At 62.3% G+C, this 19,378-nt stretch carries 18 protein-coding genes and 2 pseudogenes; 12 read left to right on the forward strand and 8 right to left on the reverse strand.

Annotation, left to right across the window (positions count from 1 at the left end; genetic code table 11):
- Nucleotides 1-434: 434 nt before the first annotated feature.
- The 3 genes and pseudogenes from N5J71_RS19200 (at nt 435) to N5J71_RS19210 (ending at nt 3,388) form a co-directional block, all read left to right on the forward strand.
- Nucleotides 435-674: a type II toxin-antitoxin system RelB/DinJ family antitoxin gene (locus tag N5J71_RS19200; protein ID WP_039964104.1), complete on the forward strand. Its 240-nt coding sequence runs from the start codon at nt 435-437 to the stop codon at nt 672-674.
- A pseudogene (locus N5J71_RS19205) lies at nt 664-952 on the forward strand (type II toxin-antitoxin system RelE family toxin). The gene N5J71_RS19200 and the pseudogene N5J71_RS19205 overlap by 11 nt, the downstream one beginning before the upstream one ends.
- 48 nt (nt 953-1,000) lie before the next feature.
- Nucleotides 1,001-3,388, forward strand: a complete 2,388-nt coding sequence (locus N5J71_RS19210) for a TOTE conflict system archaeo-eukaryotic primase domain-containing protein (protein ID WP_003458469.1) — start codon at nt 1,001-1,003, stop codon at nt 3,386-3,388.
- A 500-nt stretch (nt 3,389-3,888) separates the two neighbouring features.
- Here the strand turns inward: N5J71_RS19210 and N5J71_RS19215 are convergent, their stop codons facing one another.
- The 4 genes from N5J71_RS19215 to glyQ form a co-directional block, all read right to left on the reverse strand.
- Entirely contained in the window at nt 3,889-4,656 is a 768-nt protein-coding gene (locus N5J71_RS19215) for a lysophospholipid acyltransferase family protein (protein WP_074861084.1), read from the reverse strand.
- A 13-nt stretch (nt 4,657-4,669) separates the two neighbouring features.
- Entirely contained in the window at nt 4,670-5,200 is a 531-nt protein-coding gene (gene gmhB / locus N5J71_RS19220; protein ID WP_084341843.1) for a D-glycero-beta-D-manno-heptose 1,7-bisphosphate 7-phosphatase, read from the reverse strand.
- Between the two features lie 80 nt (nt 5,201-5,280).
- The gene (gene glyS / locus N5J71_RS19225; protein WP_279917431.1) at nt 5,281-7,335 is read right to left on the reverse strand and encodes a glycine--tRNA ligase subunit beta; all 2,055 of its coding nucleotides are present in this window, start codon (nt 7,333-7,335) and stop codon (nt 5,281-5,283) included.
- The gene (gene glyQ / locus N5J71_RS19230) at nt 7,332-8,324 is read right to left on the reverse strand and encodes a glycine--tRNA ligase subunit alpha (RefSeq protein WP_045107769.1); all 993 of its coding nucleotides are present in this window, start codon (nt 8,322-8,324) and stop codon (nt 7,332-7,334) included. The genes glyS and glyQ overlap by 4 nt, the downstream gene beginning before the upstream one ends.
- A 170-nt stretch (nt 8,325-8,494) precedes the next feature.
- Between glyQ and N5J71_RS19235 the strand changes: the two genes are divergently transcribed.
- From N5J71_RS19235 to tnpA, 8 genes and pseudogenes are all read left to right on the forward strand, one after another.
- A complete protein-coding gene (locus tag N5J71_RS19235; protein ID WP_003458479.1) occupies nt 8,495-9,049 on the forward strand; it encodes a DNA-3-methyladenine glycosylase I in 555 nt (184 codons plus the stop codon).
- Entirely contained in the window at nt 9,046-9,654 is a 609-nt protein-coding gene (locus tag N5J71_RS19240; RefSeq protein ID WP_003458481.1) for a pyridoxamine 5'-phosphate oxidase family protein, read from the forward strand. The genes N5J71_RS19235 and N5J71_RS19240 overlap by 4 nt, the downstream gene beginning before the upstream one ends.
- Nucleotides 9,655-9,708: 54 nt before the next feature.
- Nucleotides 9,709-10,596 (forward strand): lysophospholipid acyltransferase, encoded by an 888-nt coding sequence (locus tag N5J71_RS19245; protein WP_003458484.1) that lies wholly within the window; start codon nt 9,709-9,711, stop codon nt 10,594-10,596.
- Between the two features lie 127 nt (nt 10,597-10,723).
- On the forward strand, nt 10,724-10,990 hold the full coding sequence (locus tag N5J71_RS19250) for a PilZ domain-containing protein (protein ID WP_003458486.1): 267 nt from the start codon (nt 10,724-10,726) through the stop codon (nt 10,988-10,990).
- A gap of 92 nt (nt 10,991-11,082) precedes the next feature.
- Nucleotides 11,083-12,200: pseudogene (locus tag N5J71_RS19255) on the forward strand (phosphatidylglycerol lysyltransferase domain-containing protein); the annotation flags it as partial.
- A 6-nt stretch (nt 12,201-12,206) separates the two neighbouring features.
- Nucleotides 12,207-12,341, forward strand: a complete 135-nt coding sequence (locus tag N5J71_RS19260) for an NlpC/P60 family protein (protein WP_242408947.1) — start codon at nt 12,207-12,209, stop codon at nt 12,339-12,341.
- A gap of 170 nt (nt 12,342-12,511) precedes the next feature.
- The gene (locus tag N5J71_RS19265) at nt 12,512-13,162 is read left to right on the forward strand and encodes a 7-cyano-7-deazaguanine/7-aminomethyl-7-deazaguanine transporter (protein WP_039964106.1); all 651 of its coding nucleotides are present in this window, start codon (nt 12,512-12,514) and stop codon (nt 13,160-13,162) included.
- A 146-nt stretch (nt 13,163-13,308) separates the two neighbouring features.
- A complete protein-coding gene (gene tnpA, locus N5J71_RS19270) occupies nt 13,309-13,740 on the forward strand; it encodes an IS200/IS605 family transposase (protein WP_003460108.1) in 432 nt (143 codons plus the stop codon).
- 84 nt (nt 13,741-13,824) lie between these two features.
- Here tnpA and trkA read toward each other — a convergent pair whose 3' ends face one another.
- The 4 genes from trkA to def all read right to left on the reverse strand — a co-directional run bounded on the left by trkA (nt 13,825) and on the right by def (nt 18,168).
- A complete protein-coding gene (trkA, locus tag N5J71_RS19275) occupies nt 13,825-15,198 on the reverse strand; it encodes a Trk system potassium transporter TrkA (RefSeq protein WP_003458492.1) in 1,374 nt (457 codons plus the stop codon).
- A gap of 161 nt (nt 15,199-15,359) precedes the next feature.
- Nucleotides 15,360-16,667, reverse strand: a complete 1,308-nt coding sequence (rsmB, locus tag N5J71_RS19280) for a 16S rRNA (cytosine(967)-C(5))-methyltransferase RsmB (protein ID WP_116617575.1) — start codon at nt 16,665-16,667, stop codon at nt 15,360-15,362.
- Nucleotides 16,664-17,608 carry a methionyl-tRNA formyltransferase gene (fmt, locus tag N5J71_RS19285; RefSeq protein WP_004422860.1) on the reverse strand — a complete coding sequence of 315 codons (945 nt, stop codon included), beginning with the start codon at nt 17,606-17,608 and terminating at the stop codon, nt 16,664-16,666. Before fmt ends, rsmB begins: the two co-directional genes overlap by 4 nt.
- Nucleotides 17,609-17,661: 53 nt before the next feature.
- On the reverse strand, nt 17,662-18,168 hold the full coding sequence (def, locus tag N5J71_RS19290; protein ID WP_004422862.1) for a peptide deformylase: 507 nt from the start codon (nt 18,166-18,168) through the stop codon (nt 17,662-17,664).
- 153 nt (nt 18,169-18,321) lie between these two features.
- On the opposite strand from def, the gene N5J71_RS19295 reads away from it, so the two are divergent.
- Nucleotides 18,322-19,359 carry a LysM peptidoglycan-binding domain-containing protein gene (locus N5J71_RS19295; RefSeq protein WP_004422864.1) on the forward strand — a complete coding sequence of 346 codons (1,038 nt, stop codon included), beginning with the start codon at nt 18,322-18,324 and terminating at the stop codon, nt 19,357-19,359.
- The last annotated feature ends 19 nt before the right edge of the window (nt 19,360-19,378 follow it).

Raw genomic sequence — 19,378 nt, forward strand, 5'->3', positions numbered from 1 at the left:
ACTTAGCCGTATGGCCTGAACCGCCGTATACGGAACCGTACGTACGGTGGTGTGAGAGGACGGCGGGGGCGACCCCGCCTCCTACTCGATCGATCTGACTGAAACCTGGCGTGAAGCCAAGCATTCCATCTTTTCCAAGATCTTTGGTAAGGCATAGAAAACCGAGTCATTGACGCCTCGCTCAATGCTTGTTTTTTTGCACATTCGACGATGCTTATGCTGCGGACAGTAAGGGCTACGGCCTGTACGGTCGATTGCAATTGGCGGGTTGCCTCGTTTCTCCTGATTGGTTGATGAGTCGCTGTTGTTAATAAATTCTTGAGCAGCGTGGCGACAGGGATCAGCCCCATGTCCGCCAATCGTAGGCGAGCGGTTGCCAAATAAGCGCAAGAATGCCATCGTAATGACGAATGTCTTTACGCGGAGACGCCCCCTTGGCTTCGATCAATATCCGCATCGACGATGAGCTGAAAGTCCGGGCTTACCGGGAGCTGGAAAAGCTCGGCGTCACCCCCTCTGAACTGATGCGCCAGGCTTTGCAGTATGTGGCCGAGCGCGGACAGCTGCCATTTCGCCCGGTGCTGATGACCGAGGAAGATGAAGCGTTAATCGCCACGGTTCGTGAACGCCTGGCCGCTCCTCAGCGCGTGAAGGTTGCGCTGGATGACCTATAGCCTTGAGTTTGATGCGCGGGCACTGAAGGAGTGGAAAAAAGCTGGGTGATACCGTTCGCCAGCAGCTGAAGAAAAAGCTCGCTGAGGTATTGCTGAATCCGCGAATTGAAGCCAACCGGCTCCATTCGCTGCCGGACTGCTACAAGATCAAGCTGCGCAGCAGCGGCTATCGCTTGGTGTACCAGGTGATCGACCATGAGGTGGTGGTGTTTGTGGTCGCGGTTGATCGCCGTGAGCGCGAGCAGGCGTACCGCAAGGCAGCCGAACGTCTCAAATAGCTGGTTGGGCCAGCTGTTCTCCTACGACTGAAAGGTGGTCTCGGCACGATGAGTGGTGATGATCTGCTTGAGCATCTACAGGCCGAAAATGCGCGCTTGATCTCTCTGCTGGAAAGTCATGGCATCGAGTGGCGCTTGCCTGACGAGCCGCCGCTAGTCGAACCGACTAGCCCGCCTCCACTGATAAGTTCGAGTCTCGACACGGATGCCAAGTTGGCGTTGTTCAGGGGACTGTTTCGGGGCCGTGCCGATGTGTTTCCCGTGCGCTGGGAAAGCAAGGCCGGTAAATCGGGCTACTCACCGGCGTGCGCCAATGAATGGCGACCCGGTGTGTGTGAGAAGCCACGGATCAAGTGCGGAGCTTGCTCGTTCCGCCAACTCCTGCCGCTGACCGATCAGGTGCTCTATAAGCATTTGGCCGGTGAGATTGTTATCGGCGTTTACCCACTGCTTCCAGATGACACCTGCTACTTCCTGGCAGTGGATTTTGACGAGGCCGATTGGCGCGAGGATGTCACGGCGTTCGCTCAGTCTTGCCGTGAGTTGGACGTGCCGGTGGCACTGGAGATTTCCCGCTCCGGTAACGGGGCGCATGCCTGGATTTTCTTTGAGCGTAATGTCCCCGCCTCTGAGGCGCGCCTGCTAGGCTCCGCGATCATCAGCCATACTTGCGAGCGTACCCGGCAACTGACGCTGGGCTCGTATGACCGACTGTTTCCAAATCAGGACAGCATGCCCAAAGGCGGCTTTGGCAACTTGATTGCCCTGCCCTTGCAGAAGCGGGCTCGCGCTCGGGGCGGTAGTGTTTTTGTCGATGAGACGCTGGAGCCCTATCCCGACCAGTGGGCACTTTTGGCCAGTATCCAACCCATGCAGGTGAGGGATATTGCACCGGCCACTCTGCGTGCTAGCGGCGGTCGCCATCCGCTGGATGTTGCAGACCTAACGGATGATGACGACGCGAAGCCCTGGCAGCGCACGCCGGAAAAGACTCAGAAACTGACCTGCCCGTTACCCGCGTCAGTGAGAGTGACCCTGGCTAACCAGATCTATTTCAGCAAGTCTGAACTGCCCCAATCTTTGATCAACAAGCTTATTCGGCTGGCGGCATTTCAGAATCCCGAGTTCTACAAGGCTCAGGCCATGCGCCTTCCTGTGTGGAATAAGCCCCGGATCATCGGCTGTGCTGAAAACTATCCGCAGCACATTGCCCTGCCGCGCGGATGCCTGGATGACGTCCAGGCACTGTTGGATGAAAACAAGGTAGAGCTGGTGCTGCATGATGAGCGCTTCGCTGGGGAGCCCATCGATGTCCGTTTTGTGGGAAAACTGCGTTCGGATCAGGAGGCTGCACTGGCTGCTCTGCTGGTGCACGACACTGGCATCCTTTATGCCCCAACCGCTTTTGGGAAAACCGTCACGGCTGCCGCGCTGATTGCCCAGCGCGGTGTGAACACGCTGGTGCTGGTGCACCGGACGGAGTTGCTCCAGCAGTGGAAGGAGCGTTTGCAGGCGTTTCTGGGGGCAGACAAAACGAAGATCGGCACCATCGGCGGTGGTAAGGCCAAGCCGACAGGCATCATCGACATTGCCGTAATGCAGTCCTTGTCGCGGCAGGGCGAAGTGAGCAAGCAGGTGAAAAACTACGGGCAAATCATCGTGGATGAGTGCCATCACCTGTCAGCCTTTTCGTTCGAGGCCCTCCTCAAGGCTGCTTGGGCCAAATATGTCTTGGGTCTGACCGCTACGCCAGTACGTCGTGATGGTCAGCAGCCGATTATCTTCATGCAGTGCGGGCCCATTCGGCATACCGCGAGCAGGCCCGAGAGTGCTCCAGCCGATCTGGCTGTGACACCGCTGTGGCTGTCTCGACCGATAGTCGTGCCCGAAGGGACAGGCATCCAAGATGTCTTCTTGCAGGTGTGCAGCGACACAGAGCGAACAGCCAAGATTGTTGCTGAGGTTGGAGACGTTTTTGACCAAGGCCGGAAGATCCTGGTGCTGACTGAGCGAACGGATCACCTCAAGGCTATTGAGGAGCAGTTGGTCGGTCGGGTCGAGAACCTATTCACGCTGCATGGGCGGATGTCCAAGAAGCAACGCGCTGCGCTAATTGGCGAACTGGAAGCACTGCCAGCTGATGCCCCACGCGTGATCCTAGCAACCGGAAAATTGGTTGGAGAGGGTTTTGACCACCCGGCACTGGATACCTTGGTACTGGCCATGCCGGTTTCCTGGAAGGGCACTCTCCAGCAGTATGCGGGCCGCCTGCATCGGGAACATGCGAGTAAGGCGGATGTGCGCATCATCGACTTCATCGATTCCGGACATCCTGCATTGCTCCGTATGTGGAGTAAGCGCCAAGCGGGTTACAAGGCTATGGGCTATCGATTTGCGGATTCGTCCAGCTCAATGGAACTGCTGGCAAAGGGTTAATGAGTCCTCAGACAGCCACCAAGCTTTCCGTCCATCGGAGGTGGAAAGTGGCTGTTTCCTATGCGCTGGATTCGCCGTAATCTGGGCTCCATTGACAGGTTGTCAATGCAAGCCGTGGCTTGAGGCCTGCCTCCACCACGTCGGCTGTCTTACCGAAATGTAGTGCTGCACGCGGCTCGATTCAGGGGCTTGCGGAAAATGACACTAATTGCGGTCATTTCGACAGAAAATGCCATTTTATGTGGCTCAATCATGCCAATAATTGTGCCCATTTAACGCCTAAGTCATTGATTTATATAGGTTGAGGAATGACGCCTTTGTCGCCCCTCGACAGGTGCAAGCCGCCAAAGCGCTGATGGCGGGTTGCACCCGCCCTACAGAGGCGACAACTTATACCCTGTTAGGCGATTTTCCTAGCGATGACAATTCGCCAGTAAAATCAGCTAGATACAAGCAATAGTGGCGATTTGATTGTGTTTCGTACACAGCTTATCCACAGATCAGGCGGTTTCGCCCAGTCGGCTCAGCTGCGGCTCTTCGCCACGCAGTTCGGTCTGTTGCTGGCGTACCCAGTGAAAAGCACGTTCGTTGAGCTCGGCGATGGCACGCGGCCCTTCGCCTTCTGCGTACATCGGCTGGCCGATGATCACCTGGATAGTGCCCGGGCGCTTGCCCCAGCCGGCCTTGGGCCAGAACTCACCGGCGTTGTGGGCGATGGGCAGCACCGGCAGGCCGGCATTCACCGCCAGGGCAGTTCCACCACGGGAGAACTTGCCGATCTGGCCTGGCGGAATCCGCGTGCCTTCGGGGAACACCAGCACCCAGGCGCCCTGCTTGAGACGCTCGTCGCCCTGCTTGGCCAGTTGCTTGAGCGCGGCCTTGGGGTTGCTGCGGTCGATGGCGATGGGCTTGAGCAGCGCCATGCCCCAGCCGAAGAACGGCACGCGCAGCAGCTCGCGCTTGACCACCTGGCTGAGCGGCTCGAAATAGGCGGAGAGGAAGAAGGTTTCCCAGGTGCTCTGGTGGTTGGCGAGGATCACGCAGGGGCGCTCGGGAATGTTCTCCACGCCGCGCACTTCATAGCGGATACCGACGATCACCTTGGCCAGCCACACGGCGCAGTTGCACCAGGCCTGGACGACGAAGCGGTAGCGTTGGCGGAACGGCAGCAGCGGTGCGACCACCAGGCTGATCAGGCACCAGAAGAACGAGCTGGACGACAGCAGCAGGTAGAAAAGCGTGACTCTGAATGCCTGCACTAGCGCCATGAACCTTCACACCTTATGAGAGCAGTTGATCGGCGACAGCCGCCAGATCATCGAATACCAGGGTTCCTGGCGGCAGGGGCTTGGCCAGGGTTCGCTCGCCCTTGCCGGTTTTCACCAGCACAGGCTGACAATCGACGGCCAGCGCGGCCTGCAGGTCACCGCTGGTATCGCCGACGAACCAGATTCCTGGCAGATCCGCGGCGTAGTGCGCAGCGATTTGCTCGAGCATGCCCGGTTTCGGTTTGCGGCAGTCGCAGCCATCGTCCGGCCCGTGTGGGCAATGGACGATCAGGCCGACTTCACCACCCTGCTTCGCCACCAGTTGGCGCAGGCGCGCGTGCATCGACTCCAGGGTCGCCAGGTCGTAATAGCCACGGGCGATGCCGGACTGGTTGGTAGCCACGGCCACTGTCCAACCCGCTTGCGACAGGCGCGCGATGGCGGCGATCGACGAAGGAATCGGTATCCACTCGTCGAGCGTCTTGATATAGGCGTCGGAGTCTTGGTTGATGACACCGTCGCGGTCGAGGATCAGTAGTTTCATTCAGTCGTTTCAGAGTCTGCCGTAGGAGCGAGCTCTGCTCGCGAACGCTTTCGCGCGCGGAGCTTGCTCCTACGAAGGCCTTAGCCCAGCACCGAAATATCCGCTACGCCGAGGAACAGCCCGCGCAGGCGAGCCAACAGGGCGTAACGGTTGGCGCGCACGCGCGCGTCTTCGGCATTGACCAGTACCGCCTCGAAGAAGGCGTCCACCGGCTCACGCAGGCTGGCCAGCTTGGCCAGGGCCTCGTTGTACTGGCGGGCGGCGGCCAGCGGCTGTACGGCCTGGTCGGCCTGCTGGATGGCGGCGTGCAGGGCGAACTCGCTGGGGTTGTCGAAGTAGTGCGCTTCGACCTGGGCGGCGACGCCACCTTCGGCCTTGCTCAGCAGGTTCGACACGCGCTTGTTGGCGGCGGCCAGGGCAGCAGCCTGCGGCAGTTTGCGGAAGGCCTGCACGGCCTGCACGCGCTGGTCGAAGTCCAGCGGCGAGGTCGGGCCCACCGCACGCACGGCCTGGTACACGGCGACTTCGATGCCTTCGTCTTCGTAGCGCGCACGCAGGCGGTCGAAGATGAACTCCAGCACCTGAGCTGCCAGACCGTCGGTCTTGATCTTGCCGGCATACTGGGCGACGGCGAAGTCGACCGCAGTGGCCAGGTCCAGATCCAGGCCCTTCTCGATCAGGATGCGCAGCACGCCGAGGGCGGCGCGGCGCAGGGCGTAGGGGTCTTTCGAGCCGGTCGGCAGCATGCCGATGCCGAAGATGCCGACCAGGGTGTCGAGCTTGTCGGCCACGGCCACGGCAGCACCGGTGAGGGTGCTCGGCAGTTCGGCACCAGCACCGCGCGGCATGTACTGCTCGTTCAGGGCCAGGGCGACGTCCTGCGGCTCACCGTCGCTGAGCGCGTAGTAGTAGCCGGCGATGCCCTGCATTTCGGGGAATTCGCCAACCATCTCGGTGGCCAGGTCGCATTTCGACAGCAGGCCGGCACGGGCGGCGCGCTGGGCGTCGCCACCGACTTCACGAGCGATAAAACCGGCGAGCGCCGATACCCGTTGGGCTTTTTCAAATACCGAACCCAGTTGTGCCTGGAACACCACGTTGGCCAGGCGCTGGTTGAAGCCTTCGAGCTTCTGCTTCTTGTCCTGCTTGAAGAAGAACTCGGCGTCGGTCAGGCGCGGACGCACCACCTTCTCGTTACCCGAGACGATCTGCGCCGGGTCCTTGGACTCGACGTTGGCCACGGTGATGAAGCGCGGCAGCAGCTTGCCGTTGCCATCGAGCAGGCAGAAGTACTTCTGGTTGTCCTGCATGGTGCTGATCAGCGCTTCCTGCGGCACCTCGAGGAAGCGCTCCTCGAAGGAGCAAACCAGCGGCACCGGCCATTCGACCAGGGCGGTCACTTCATCCAGCAGCGCCGGCGGCACGATAGCGCTGCCCTGCTCGGCCGCAGCCAGTTCGTCGACGCGGCGGCTGATGAGCTCGCGGCGTTCGGCGAAGTCGGCCAGCACATAGGCGCTACGCAGGTCTTCGGCGTAGTTGGCCGGACTGCTGATGCGTACGTCACGGTTGGCGTGGAAGCGGTGGCCACGGGACACGCGACCAGCCTTCTGCGCAAGGATCTCGCAGTCGACCACGGCGTCACCGAACAGCATCACCAGCCACTGGGTCGGGCGCACGAACTCGTCACGACGGGCGGCCCAGCGCATGCGTTTCGGGATCGGCAGGTCGTTCAGCGAGTCCTGCACGATGGTCGGCAGCAGGTTCACCGCCGGCTGGCCGGGGATGTGCTGGGCGAAACGCAGTTTCGCGCCGCTGCGGTCGATCTCGGCGATGTCCACGCCGCACTTGCGGGCGAAGCCCAGGGCGGCCTGGGTCGGGTTGCCGTCGGCGTCGAAGGCGGCCTGGATGGGTGGGCCGTCGAGGTTCATGCTGCGATCGGCCTGCTGTTCTTCGAGCTGCTCGACCAGCACCGCCAGGCGGCGCGGCGCGGCGTACACGCGGCTGGCGGCGTAGCCCAGGCCAGCGGCCTTGAGGCCTTTCTCGATACCGGCGAGGAAGGCCTCACCGAGGCTTTTCAGGGCTTTCGGTGGCAGCTCTTCGGTGCCCAGTTCGACCAGGAAATCTTGTGCACTCATGCTTGCGCCTCCAGGGTGTTGCCCAGTACTTCGTCTTGCAGGAGACCCGCATCCTTGAGCTTGGCCAGTACTTCGTCACGCAGTTCGGGGGTGGCCATGGGGAAGCCGAGCTTGGCGCGCGCCTGCAGGTAGCTCTGCGCCACGGCGCGCGCCAGGGTGCGCACGCGCAGGATGTACTGCTGACGTGCGGTCACCGAGATGGCACGGCGGGCGTCGAGCAGGTTGAAGGTGTGCGAGGCCTTGAGCACCATCTCGTAGGTCGGCAGCGGCAGCTCCAGCTCGATCAGGCGGTTGGCTTCGCTCTCGTAGAAATCGAACAGCTCGAACAGCTTCTCGACGTTGGCGTGCTCGAAGTTGTAGGTGGACTGCTCCACTTCGTTCTGGTGGAACACATCGCCATAGGTCACGGTGCCGAACGGGCCGTCGGTCCAGATCAGGTCGTAGACCGAGTCGACGCCCTGCAGGTACATGGCCAGGCGCTCCAGGCCGTAGGTGATCTCGCCGGTCACCGGGTAGCACTCGAGGCCACCGACTTGCTGGAAGTAGGTGAACTGGGTGACTTCCATGCCGTTGAGCCAGATTTCCCAGCCCAGACCCCAGGCACCGAGAGTCGGCGATTCCCAGTTGTCTTCGACGAAGCGGATGTCATGCACTTCCGGATCGAGGCCGATGGCCTTGAGCGAACCCAAATACAGCTCCTGGAAGTTCTCCGGGTTGGGCTTCAAGACCACCTGGAACTGGTAGTAGTGCTGCAGGCGGTTGGGGTTTTCGCCATAGCGGCCGTCGGTGGGGCGACGCGAAGGCTGCACGTAGGCGGCGTTCCAGGTCTCGGGGCCGACGGCGCGCAGGAAGGTGGCGGTGTGGAAGGTGCCGGCGCCCACTTCCATGTCGTAGGGTTGCAGCACCACGCAGCCCTGTTCGGCCCAGTAGTTCTGCAGGGCCAGGATCAGGTCCTGGAAGGTGCGCACGGCAGGCTTGTTCTGGCTCACGAAAAAATCACCTGTGGAGGCTTGCGAGGGAAAGCCGGTGAGTATATCGAAACTCGGCGCAGGCCGCAGGGTACGGCACATCGGCATCATCCGTGATGTATGTAGCTGTATTTATATCCAGCTGTTTTATGATTATAGTCGCTGCTTCATCCTGACCGAGGCTTTCCGCCATGCCCCGTTGCTTCTGGTGTACCGACGATCCGCTGTACCAGGCCTACCACGACGAGGAATGGGGCGTGCCGCAGCGCGATGCCCGGCATCTGTTCGAGATGCTGTTGCTCGAGGGCGCGCAGGCCGGCCTGTCGTGGATCACCGTGCTGAAGAAGCGCGAGCGTTATCGCCAGGTACTGCATGGCTTCGATCCCGAGCGTCTGGCCCGCCTCACTGACGAAGAGATCGAGGTGCTGATGCAGGACCCCGGGATCATCCGCAACCGCCTCAAACTCAAGGCTGTGCGGCAGAACGCCCAGGCCTGGCTGCAACTGGAGGATCCGGTGACCTGGCTCTGGTCGTTCGTTGGCGGCGCGCCGAAGATCAACCACTTCAGCGACCGCAGCCAGATGCTGGCAGTGACGCCCGAAGCCGAGGCGATGAGCAAGGCGCTGAAGAAGGCTGGCTTCACCTTCGTCGGGCCGACCATCTGCTATGCCTTCATGCAGGCCACGGGTATGGTGATGGATCACACCACCGACTGCGACCGTTATGCGCAACTGAAGGGCTCATGACCACCATCACCACCCTCGGTGAACTGCAGGCACTGTACGGCGAAAGTCACGAGCGCTCGCGGCGCAAGGAGCTGCCGCACCTGATCGAACCTTATCGTGCGCTGATCCAGGCCTCGCCCTTCGTGGTGTTGGCCAGCGCCGGCGCGGATGGCCTGGATTGCTCGCCGCGCGGTGATGCGCCGGGCTTCGTGCAGATTCTCGATGATCAGACCCTGCTGCTGCCGGATCGCCCTGGTAACAACCGCATCGATAGCCTGCGCAATATCGTCCTCAATCCGCAGGTGGCGCTGCTGTTCCTGATTCCCGGTGTGGGCGAGAGCCTGCGGGTCAACGGCCGCGCGGAAATCTCCCTCGATCCCGAGCTGCTCGAGCTGGGCCGCGTTCAGGGCAAGCTGCCGCGCAGCGTGCTGCGCATTCAGGTGCAGAGTTGCTATTTCCAGTGTGCCAAGGCGGCGCTGCGTTCGGGGCTATGGGATGCCGCGCGCCAGGTCGAGCGCGGCAGCCTGCCCAGCGCCGGTGATATCTTCCGCTGCATCGATGAAACCTTCGACGTCGCGGCCTATGAGCGCGACCTGCAACAGCGGCAGCGCACCAGCCTGTACTGACTGCATGGGCTCACGCCGTTACACTTGGCGCTTTTCTGAGCGGTGGAGTCTGTCGTGGAAAAACTCAAGGGCGCTCTGGTGGTGGGTTTCCTGCGCCTGTTCGCACTGCTGCCCTGGCGTGCGGTGCAGGCCGTGGGCAATGCCATCGGTTGGCTGATGTGGAAACTGCCGAACAGCTCGCGCGATGTCGTGCGCATCAACCTGAGCAAGTGCTTCCCCGAACTAAGCGAGGCCGAGCGCGAGCACCTGGTCGGGCAGAGCCTCAAGGACATCGGCAAGACCCTGACCGAAAGCGCCTGCGCCTGGATCTGGCCGGCGCAGAAGTCGCTCAAGCTGGTGCGCGAAGTGGAAGGTCTGGAGGTGCTGCAACAGGCGCTGGCATCGGGCAAGGGCGTGGTCGGCATCACCAGCCACCTGGGCAACTGGGAAGTGCTCAACCACTTCTACTGCAACCAGTGCAAACCGATCATTTTCTACCGCCCACCGAAGCTCAAGGCGGTCGACGAGCTGCTGCAGCAGCAGCGCGTGCAGATGGGCAACCGCGTGGCGCCGTCGACCAAGGAAGGCATCCTCAGTGTCATCAAGGAAGTGCGCAAGGGCGGCGCCGTGGGCATTCCGGCCGACCCGGAGCCGAGCCGTTCGTCGGGGGTGTTCGTACCCTTCCTCGGCACCACCGCGCTGACCAGCAAGTTCGTCCCCGGCATGCTCACCGGCGGCAAGGCGGTCGGCGTGTTCCTGCATGCGCTGCGCCTGCCGGATGGCAGCGGCTACAAGGTGATCCTCGAGGCTGCCCCCGAAGGCATGTACAGTGAGAACGTGGAAGAAGGCGTGGCCGCCATGAGCGAAGTGGTGTCGCGCTACGTACGCAGCTACCCGAGCCAGTACATGTGGAGCATGAAGCGCTTCAAGAAGCGGCCCGAGGGTGAGGCCAAGTGGTACTGACGTACTGCCACAGAGCATGGTGATGAACGAAGGCGCCTCGATGGCGCCTTTTTTCTGTCGAGCGTTGGGAATTGCTTCGATTTTGCGTTATTAAAGGCTGCATCGTCCGCCTACCCCCGGAGCCTCCATGCCGAACCAGCGCCAGCAGGTGCGTACCCCGATGAAGTGCCGGATCAAGATCAGCCACCCCAGCTTCGGTGAGCTGCTGGCACAGACCCGTGACCTGTCCGACAGTGGTGTCTATGTGAAGCACCCGGACATGGCCAGCTTGTCGGTCGGCACCGAAGTGATTGGCCAGGTACAGGATCTACCTTTCCCCGCCCCGGTATTGAAGATGGAAGTGATGCGCGTGGATCCCGAAGGCGCCGGCCTGCGTTTTCTCGGCGAGGCCTGAACGGCGCCAGCCAGTTCGGACATTCGCAACGAGCGTTTCAGCTCAATGGAGCATTTTGTTACATCTACACTCTGATCTAGGCCTCACTCCGAGGTGGCGTCGGGGTGTTCGAGGCAGTGCTGCTGGCGGCCTTTTCCTCGCGCATCGACCCGGCCGGTCTGGTCGCGGCGATGCTGCTCTATCGCCTGTTCTATGTGGTGCTACCGCTGGTGGCGGCCGGGCTCCTGCTGCTGGCGCAAGGGCTGCGCCGGCGCCTGTCGGCGGCCTGGGCACTGACCCTGGTGCTGTCCTTGCTCAAGGATTTCGACTGGCCGGAGGCCCTGGCGGCCATCGCTGGCTTGCTGGCGCTGTTTCGCCGCGAGTTCTACCGGCGCAGCCGGTTGATGGACGTACCGGCCTCCGGCCTGGTACTGGCGGCCACGGCCGGGGTCATCGCTGCCTCGGTGTGGCTGCTGCTGTTTGCCTATCAGGATGTCGCCTACAGCCATCAGCTGTGGTGGCAGTTCGAGCTGGATGCCAATGCACGCGCGGCCTGCGTGCGGCGCTGGGCAACGGCCTGGTGCTCCTGGCCGTCGGCCTGACCTGGCTGTTGCGCGCCACACCACCGAGCATAAGACTGCCGGACGAGGAAGCACTGCTGCGCGCTCGCGCCATCGTCCTGGCCTCACGCCAGCCTGAGGGTGGCCTGGCGCTGAGTGGTGGCAAGGCGCTGCTGTTCCACCCCGATGGCGAACCCTTCCTGATCTACGCCCGACGTAGGCGCAGCCTGGTGGCGATGTTCGACCCTATCGGCCCGGCGGCGGCGCGTGCCGAGCTGATCTGGCAGTTCCGCGACCTCTGCGACCGCTACCATGCGCGGCCGGTGTTCTATCAGGGGCGCGCGGAGAATCTGTCCGGTTACATCGATATCGGCCTGACCGCGCTGAAACTCGGCGAGGAAGCACTGGTGGATCTAAAGACCTTCGACCTGGCCAGCAACGGCAAGGAGATGAAGGCGCTGCGCTATACCTGGAATCGCGGTCAACGCGATGGCCTGAGCCTGGAGTTCCATGCCCCCGGCCAGGTGCCGATGGCGGAGCTGCAGGCGATCTCCGATGCCTGGTTGCAGGGCAAGAACGTACGCGAGAAAGGCTTTTCCCTCGGCCGTTTCAGCCCTGAATACCTGGCGCACTTTCGCGTCGTGGTGGTGCGCTTCGAAGGTCGCTCGGTGGATCACGTGGCCATCTACATCGGTGAGGGCCGCTTCGTCCACGCGCCACGGCGCGGCACCAAGGTGCGCATCGACCGCCTCAACAATTCGTACTGGCAGCGGCATTTCCTGTTGGCCAAGCGGGTGGTCCCGGAGGCCTGATCAGGCAACCGTCACCACACGCTTGGCACGACCTTTTATCCGAGCGGCCTGGCCGCTCGTGGGAAAACCTATCCCGCGGGTCAACAACGCGCTAGAATTCGCGCAGCTCGCGGTCATGCCGGCTGCGGCAGTGGGTTCCCTCACCCCACTCCATGAAAAAGGACATCGACATGACCCTGATTCCTGCGTCGGTCAGTCGGCCCGTGCTGGCCGGCCTGATCGCCTTCCATATCCTCATCATCATCGCCAGCAACTACCTGGTGCAGCTGCCGATCACCCTGTTCGGCTGGCATACCACCTGGGGTGCGTTCAGCTTTCCGTTCATCTTCCTGGCCACTGACCTCACCGTGCGCCTGATCGGCAAGCATGCCGCGCGTGTGGTCATTGCACGGGTGATGGTGCCGGCGTTGGTGGCCTCTTACGTGGTCTCGGTGCTGTTCCACGAAGGTGCTTTTGGCGGCCTGATGGCGCTGGGCGACTTCAACCTGTTCGTCTTCCGTATCGCCCTGGCCAGCTTCCTCGCCTACGTGCTCGGGCAGCTGCTCGACATCCAGGTGTTCGATCGCCTGCGCCAGCTCAAGCACTGGTGGATCGCCCCGGCTGCTTCCAGCGTATTCGGTCAGGCCATGGACACCCTGGCGTTCTTCTCCATCGCCTTCTGGCAGAGCAGTGACCCGTTCATGGCGGCCAACTGGGTGGAGATCGCCGTGGTCGACTACGTGATCAAGCTGGCGGTCAGCCTGGCGCTGTTCGTACCGTTGTACGGCATGCTGCTCAGCGCCATCGTGAGGCGCTTGCCGCAGCGCACCGTATCGGCCTGAGAACATCCGTAGCCCAATGCAATCCGGGAATGTTCTGTGCCCTGCCCCGGATTGGGCTACGGTTTTATTTTCCATCGAAAGGTTAAAACCACCGGCTTTCAGCCGGTGAGCTTTAGCGCCACCATGCGGGGCTGGAGGGCAAGCGCATGGATTACAGATACGGCAGTCATACGGTCTACCAGATCGAGTATCACTTTGTTTGGGTGACTAAGTACCGATACAAGGTGCTCAGCGGTGAGGTTGCTGAGCGAGTGCGAGAGCTGGTGAGACAGACGTGCGAAGCATTTGAAATTCGGATTGTGAAAGGTGTGGTGAGCAAGGATCACGTGCATATTCTGGTGAGCAGTCCGCCGAATTTGGCGCCGAGTGAGATCATGAGGCGGATCAAGGGGCGTACGGCGAGCAAGCTTTTCGAGGAGTTTCCCCATCTGAAAAAGCGCTATTGGGGGCAGCATTTTTGGGCTCGCGGGTACTTTTGCGCGACGGTTGGGCAGATGACGGAAGAGATGATCAAGCAGTATCTGGAGCATCATTTTGAGCCGAGCCCGAACGATAATTTCAGGATGGAGCCTGACTGATCCGACGCGTCGTTCAGTCGACGCGTATCCGGACTTTCAGTCCGTAAGTGACTAACCCACCGACTTCAGTCGGTGGTTGTTGAGTCAGAAGAACGTCAGACCCGCCTGGAACAGACGCTCGACGTCGCGGATGTACTTCTTGTCGACCAGGAACAGGATCACGTGGTCACCGGACTCGATCACTGTGTCATCGTGGGCGATCAGTACCTGTTCGTCGCGGATGATGGCGCCGATGGTGGTGCTCGGTGGCAGGGCGATGTCTTCGATGGCGCGGCCGATCACCTTGCTCGACTTGGCATCGCCATGGGCGATCACTTCCAGCGCCTCGGCGGCGCCACGGCGCAGGCTATGCACGCTTTCGATATCGCCGCGGCGCACGTGGGTCAGCAGGGTACCGATGGTGGCCAGCTGCGGGCTGATGGCGATGTCGATCTCGCCGCCCTGCACCAGGTCGACATAGGCCGGGTTGTTGATGATGGTCATCACCTTGCGCGCACCCAGGCGCTTGGCCAGCAGCGACGACATGATATTGGCTTCGTCGTCGTTGGTCAGAGCGAGGAAGATGTCGGCATCGTTGATGTTCTCTTCCACCAGCAGGTCGCGATCCGAGGCGCTGCCCTGCAGCACGATGGTGCTGTCGAGATTCTCCGACAGGTAGCGGCAGCGCGCCGGGTTCATCTCGATGATCTTCACCTGGTAGCGGCTTTCGATGGCCTCGGCCAGGCGTTCGCCGATGTTGCCACCGCCGGCGATCACCACGCGCTTGTAGCTGTCTTCCAGGCGGCGCATCTCGCTCATCACCGCACGGATATGTGCCTTGGCCGCGATGAAGAACACCTCGTCATCGGCCTCGATGATGGTGTCGCCCTTGGGCATGATCGGTCGGTTGCGGCGGAAGATCGCCGCGACGCGGGTGTCGACGTTGGGCATGTGCTGGCGCAACTGGCGCAGTTGCTGGCCGACCAGCGGGCCGCCGTAGTAGGCCTTGACCGCCACCAGCTGGGCCTTGCCTTCGGCGAAGTCGATCACCTGCAGGGCGCCGGGGTATTCGATCAGGCGTCTGATGTAGTTGGTCACCACCTGCTCGGGGCTGATCAGCACGTCGACCGGAATCGCTTCGTTGTCGAACAGCGCCTCGCGGGTCAGATAGGCCGTCTCGCGTACGCGGGCGATCTTGGTCGGTGTGTGGAACAGGGTGTAGGCCACCTGACAGGCGATCATGTTGACTTCGTCGCTGTTGGTCACCGCCACCAGCATGTCGGCATCGTCGGCGCCGGCCTGGCGCAGCACCGTGGGGAAGGAGCCCTTGCCCTGCACGGTGCGGATGTCCAGGCGGTCGCCGAGGTCGCGCAGGCGGTCGCCATCGGTGTCGACCACGGTGATGTCGTTGGCTTCGCTGGCGAGGTGTTCGGCCAGGGTGCCGCCCACTTGGCCGGCGCCGAGAATGATGATTTTCACCGATACGCTCCGTTGGAAATATTGGCAACCGTCACTCCCGCGAAGGCGGGAGCCCAGGTGCTTCGGTTTTCTGGGTTCCCGCCTTCGCGGGACAGCGCTTGCGCTGAACGCACTTTAGTGTGGCCCGAATGGGGCGAGCGCAGCGAGTAATGACGACTATTTCAGAGTACCTGTGGCCTTTTGAACAGCTTGGCATAGTAGAAGCCGTCATGGCCGTCCAGCTGTGGCAACAACTGGCGACCATGGGCTGGCTGCAGACCGAACTCGCCAGCGATGGCGACTTCCTGCGCGTCGGGGGTACGGGCGAGGAAGGCGGCGATGGTCTCGCTGTTTTCCGTCGGCAGCACCGAACAGGTGGCATACAGCAGGATGCCGCCAGGCACCAGGGTCGGCCACAGCGCATCGAGCAACTCGCCTTGCAACTGGGCCAGGGCCGGGATGTCCTCGGGCTTGCGGGTCAGCTTGATATCCGGGTGACGGCGGATCACCCCGGTGGCCGAACAGGGCGCATCGAGCAAGATGCGCTGGAATGGCTGGCCGTCCCACCAGGCGCCGGTAGCGCGGCCGTCGGCGGCGATCAGCGTGGCTTCCAGATGCAGGCGGTCGAGATTCTCGCGTACGCGCGCCAGCCGTTTGGCTTCCAGATCCACGGCGACCACTTCGCCCAGGCCCGGCTCGACTTCCAGCAGGTGGCAAGTCTTGCCGCCCGGCGCGGCGCAGGCGTCCAGCACACGTTGGCCAGGCGCCAGCTCGAGCAGGTCGGCGGCCAGTTGCGCGGCTTCGTCCTGGACGCTGACGCGGCCTTCCTTGAAGCCGGGCAAGGTGGTCACGTCGCAAGGTTGCAGCAGGCGCACGCCGTCGCGACTGAAGGTGCAGGGTTCGGCAGCAAGGCCTGCACTGCGCAGCTCTTCGAGATAGGCGTCGCGGCTGCCGTGGCGGCGATTGACCCGCAGGATCAGCGGCGGATGCGCGTTATTGGCGGCGCAGATGGCCTGCCAGTGCTGCGGCCAATGCGCCTTGAGCGCCTTCTGCAGCCAGCGCGGGTGGGCGCTGTGTAGCACCGGGTCGCGATCCAGTTCGGCGAACAGGGTTTCATGCTCGCGCTGGGCGCGGCGCAACACGGCATTGAGCAGGCCTTTGGCCCAGGGCTTTTTCAGCGCGCCGGCGCAGCCGACCGTCTCGCCGATGGCGGCATGCTCGGGGATGCGGCTGTGCAGCAACTGATAGAGGCCGATCAGCAGCAGCGCTTCCACGTCCTTGTCGGCGGCCTTGAAGGGCTTTTCCAGCAGTTTCTCGGCCAGCAATTGCAGGCGTGGCTGCCAGCGCGCGGCGCCGAAGGCCAGATCCTGCGCCAGGGCGCGGTCGTGGTGTTCGACCTTGTCCAGCTGCGGCGGCAGGCTGCTGCCCAGCGAGGCCTTGCCGGACAATACGGCGGTGAGCGCGCGGGCTGCAGCCAGGCGTGGGTTCATTGACCGAGCACCAGGCCGGGGGCGAACTGCTCGCGACGGCTGTTGTACAGGTCGCTGAAGGCCAGCGGCTTGCCGCCGGGCAATTGCAGACGAGTCAGGCGCAGCGCGCCCTCGCCACAAGCCACGGTCAGGCCCTGCTTGTCGGCGGCGAGAATGCTGCCGGGGGCACCACTGCCCTCGCCCAGTTCGGCGGTATGCACCTTGAGTGCATCGCCGTTCAGCGTGGTGTGGCAGATCGGCCAGGGGTGGAAGGCGCGCACCAAGCGCTCCAATTCCACGGCCGGGCGGCTGAAGTCGAGGCGCGCCTCATCCTTGTTCAGCTTGTGGGCGTAGTTGGCCAGGGCATCGTCCTGCACTTCGCCCTTCAGGGTGCCGGCAGCCAGGCCGTCGATTGCCTGCAGCACCGCCTGCGGGCCGAGCTGGGCGAGACGGTCATGCAGGCTGCCGCCGGTATCGTCAGCACTGATCGGCGTGTTGACCTTGAGTAGCATCGGCCCAGTATCGAGGCCGGCCTCCATCTGCATCACGGTGACGCCACTCTCGGCGTCGCCGGCCTGCACTGCGCGCTGGATCGGCGCGGCGCCGCGCCAGCGCGGCAGCAGCGAGGCGTGACTGTTGATGCAGCCCAGGCGTGGGGTGTCGAGCACCACCTGCGGCAGGATCAGGCCGTAGGCGACTACTACCATCAAGTCCGGCTTGAGCGCCGCCAGCTCGGCCTGCGCCTCTTCATTACGCAGGCTGGCCGGTTGGTAGACCGGGATGCCGTGCTCGACGGCGAGCTGCTTGACCGGGCCCGGCATCAGCTTCTGGCCGCGGCCGGCGGGGCGATCCGGCTGGGTGTAGACGGCGACGATCTCGTGCGGGCTGGCCAGCAGGGCCTTGAGGTGCTCGGCGGCGAATTCCGGGGTGCCGGCAAAGACGATACGCAATGAGTCAGACATGAGAGCTCGCTAAAAGAAAAAGGCTTGCCGTGGCAAGCCTTCTGAATCGGGCGTCAAGCGCGCTGACGATGCTGTTTTTCCAGCTTCTTCTTGATGCGGTCGCGCTTGAGGTTGGACAGGTAATCCACAAACAGCTTGCCGTTGAGGTGATCGCACTCGTGCTGGATGCACACGGCCAGCAGGCCTTCGGCAATCAGCTCATAGGGCTGGCCATCGCGGTCCAGTGCCTTGATCTTGACCTTCTGCGGGCGATCGACGTTTTCGTAGAAGCCGGGCACCGACAGGCAGCCTTCCTGGTACTGGTCCATCTCGTCGGTCAAAGGCTCGAACTCGGGGTTGATGAATACCCGCGGCTCGGACTTGTCCTCGGACAGGTCCATGACCACCACGCGCTTGTGCACGTTGACCTGCGTCGCCGCCAGGCCGATACCAGGAGCGTCATACATGGTCTCGAACATGTCGTCGACCAGTTGACGGATGGAGTCGTCCACGACGTCCACCGGTTTGGCGATGGTACGCAGGCGTGGATCAGGAAATTCAAGGATATTCAGGATCGCCATATGCGTTTGTGATGCACTTGTGGAATAAAGTCAAAATCCGCTGCTAAGATGATGAACAGCATTGAAAAACGGCTTCACGCCGCGTATTCAGCGGGTTTGGCACGCGGCGCTAGGGCGCTTCACGTGAAGGCACATAATAAAGGGATTCACCGTATGAGGAAATCACTACTCGCCCTGCTCTTCGCAGCCGGCGGACTGGCCCTGACCAGCTTGGCTCAGGCCGAAGTGCAACTCAAGGACGGTCACCCGAACCGCTACACAGTGGTCAAGGGCGATACCCTCTGGGACATTTCCGGCAAGTTCCTGCGCCAGCCGTGGAAATGGCCCGAGATCTGGCACGCCAACCCACAGGTCGCCAACCCGCACCTGATCTATCCCGGCGATACCCTCAATCTCGTTTATGTTGATGGTCAGCCGCGCCTGATGCTCAACCGCGGTGAGTCGCGCGGTACCATCAAGCTGTCGCCGCAGGTGCGCAGCACGCCAATGGCCGAAGCGATCCCGACTATCCCGCTGGAGGCGATCAACAGCTTCCTGCTGAGCAACCGTATTATCGACACGCTGGAAGAATTCAACGGTAAGCCTTACGTCGTCGCCGGCAACGCCGAGCGCGTGGTCAGCGGCGCTGGCGATCGTGTCTACGCCCGTGGTCAGTTCGACGAAGAGCATCCGATTTACGGCATCTTCCGTCAGGGCAAGACCTATGTGGATCCGGAAACCAAGGAATTCCTCGGTATCAACGCCGATGACATCGGCACCGGCGAAGTCGTCGCCGAGGAAGGTGATATCGGTACCCTCGTCCTGAGTCGTTCGACTCAGGAGGTGCGCATCGGTGACCGCCTGTTCCCCACCGAAGAGCGTGCGATCAACTCCACCTTCATGCCCAGCGAGCCGGCCAGCGAGATCAACGGTCTGATCCTCGACGTCCCGCGTGGTGTGACCCAGATCGGCCAGTTCGATGTGGTGACCCTGAATAAAGGTGCTCGCGATGGTCTGGAGATCGGCAACGTACTGGCCATCTACAAGACCGGCGAAACCGTGCGCGACCGCGTTACCGGCGAGAGTGTGAAGATCCCGGACGAGCGTTCCGGGCTGCTGATGGTGTTCCGCAGCTATGACAAGCTCAGCTACGGCCTGGTACTGCAGGCCAGCCGCCAGCTGGCGGTGATGGACAAGGTCCGCAACCCGTAATGCCCATCGAGCCCCGCTA

This window comes from Ectopseudomonas oleovorans (genome assembly GCF_029845265.1).
Classification (GTDB): Bacteria; Pseudomonadota; Gammaproteobacteria; order Pseudomonadales; family Pseudomonadaceae; genus Aquipseudomonas; species Aquipseudomonas oleovorans.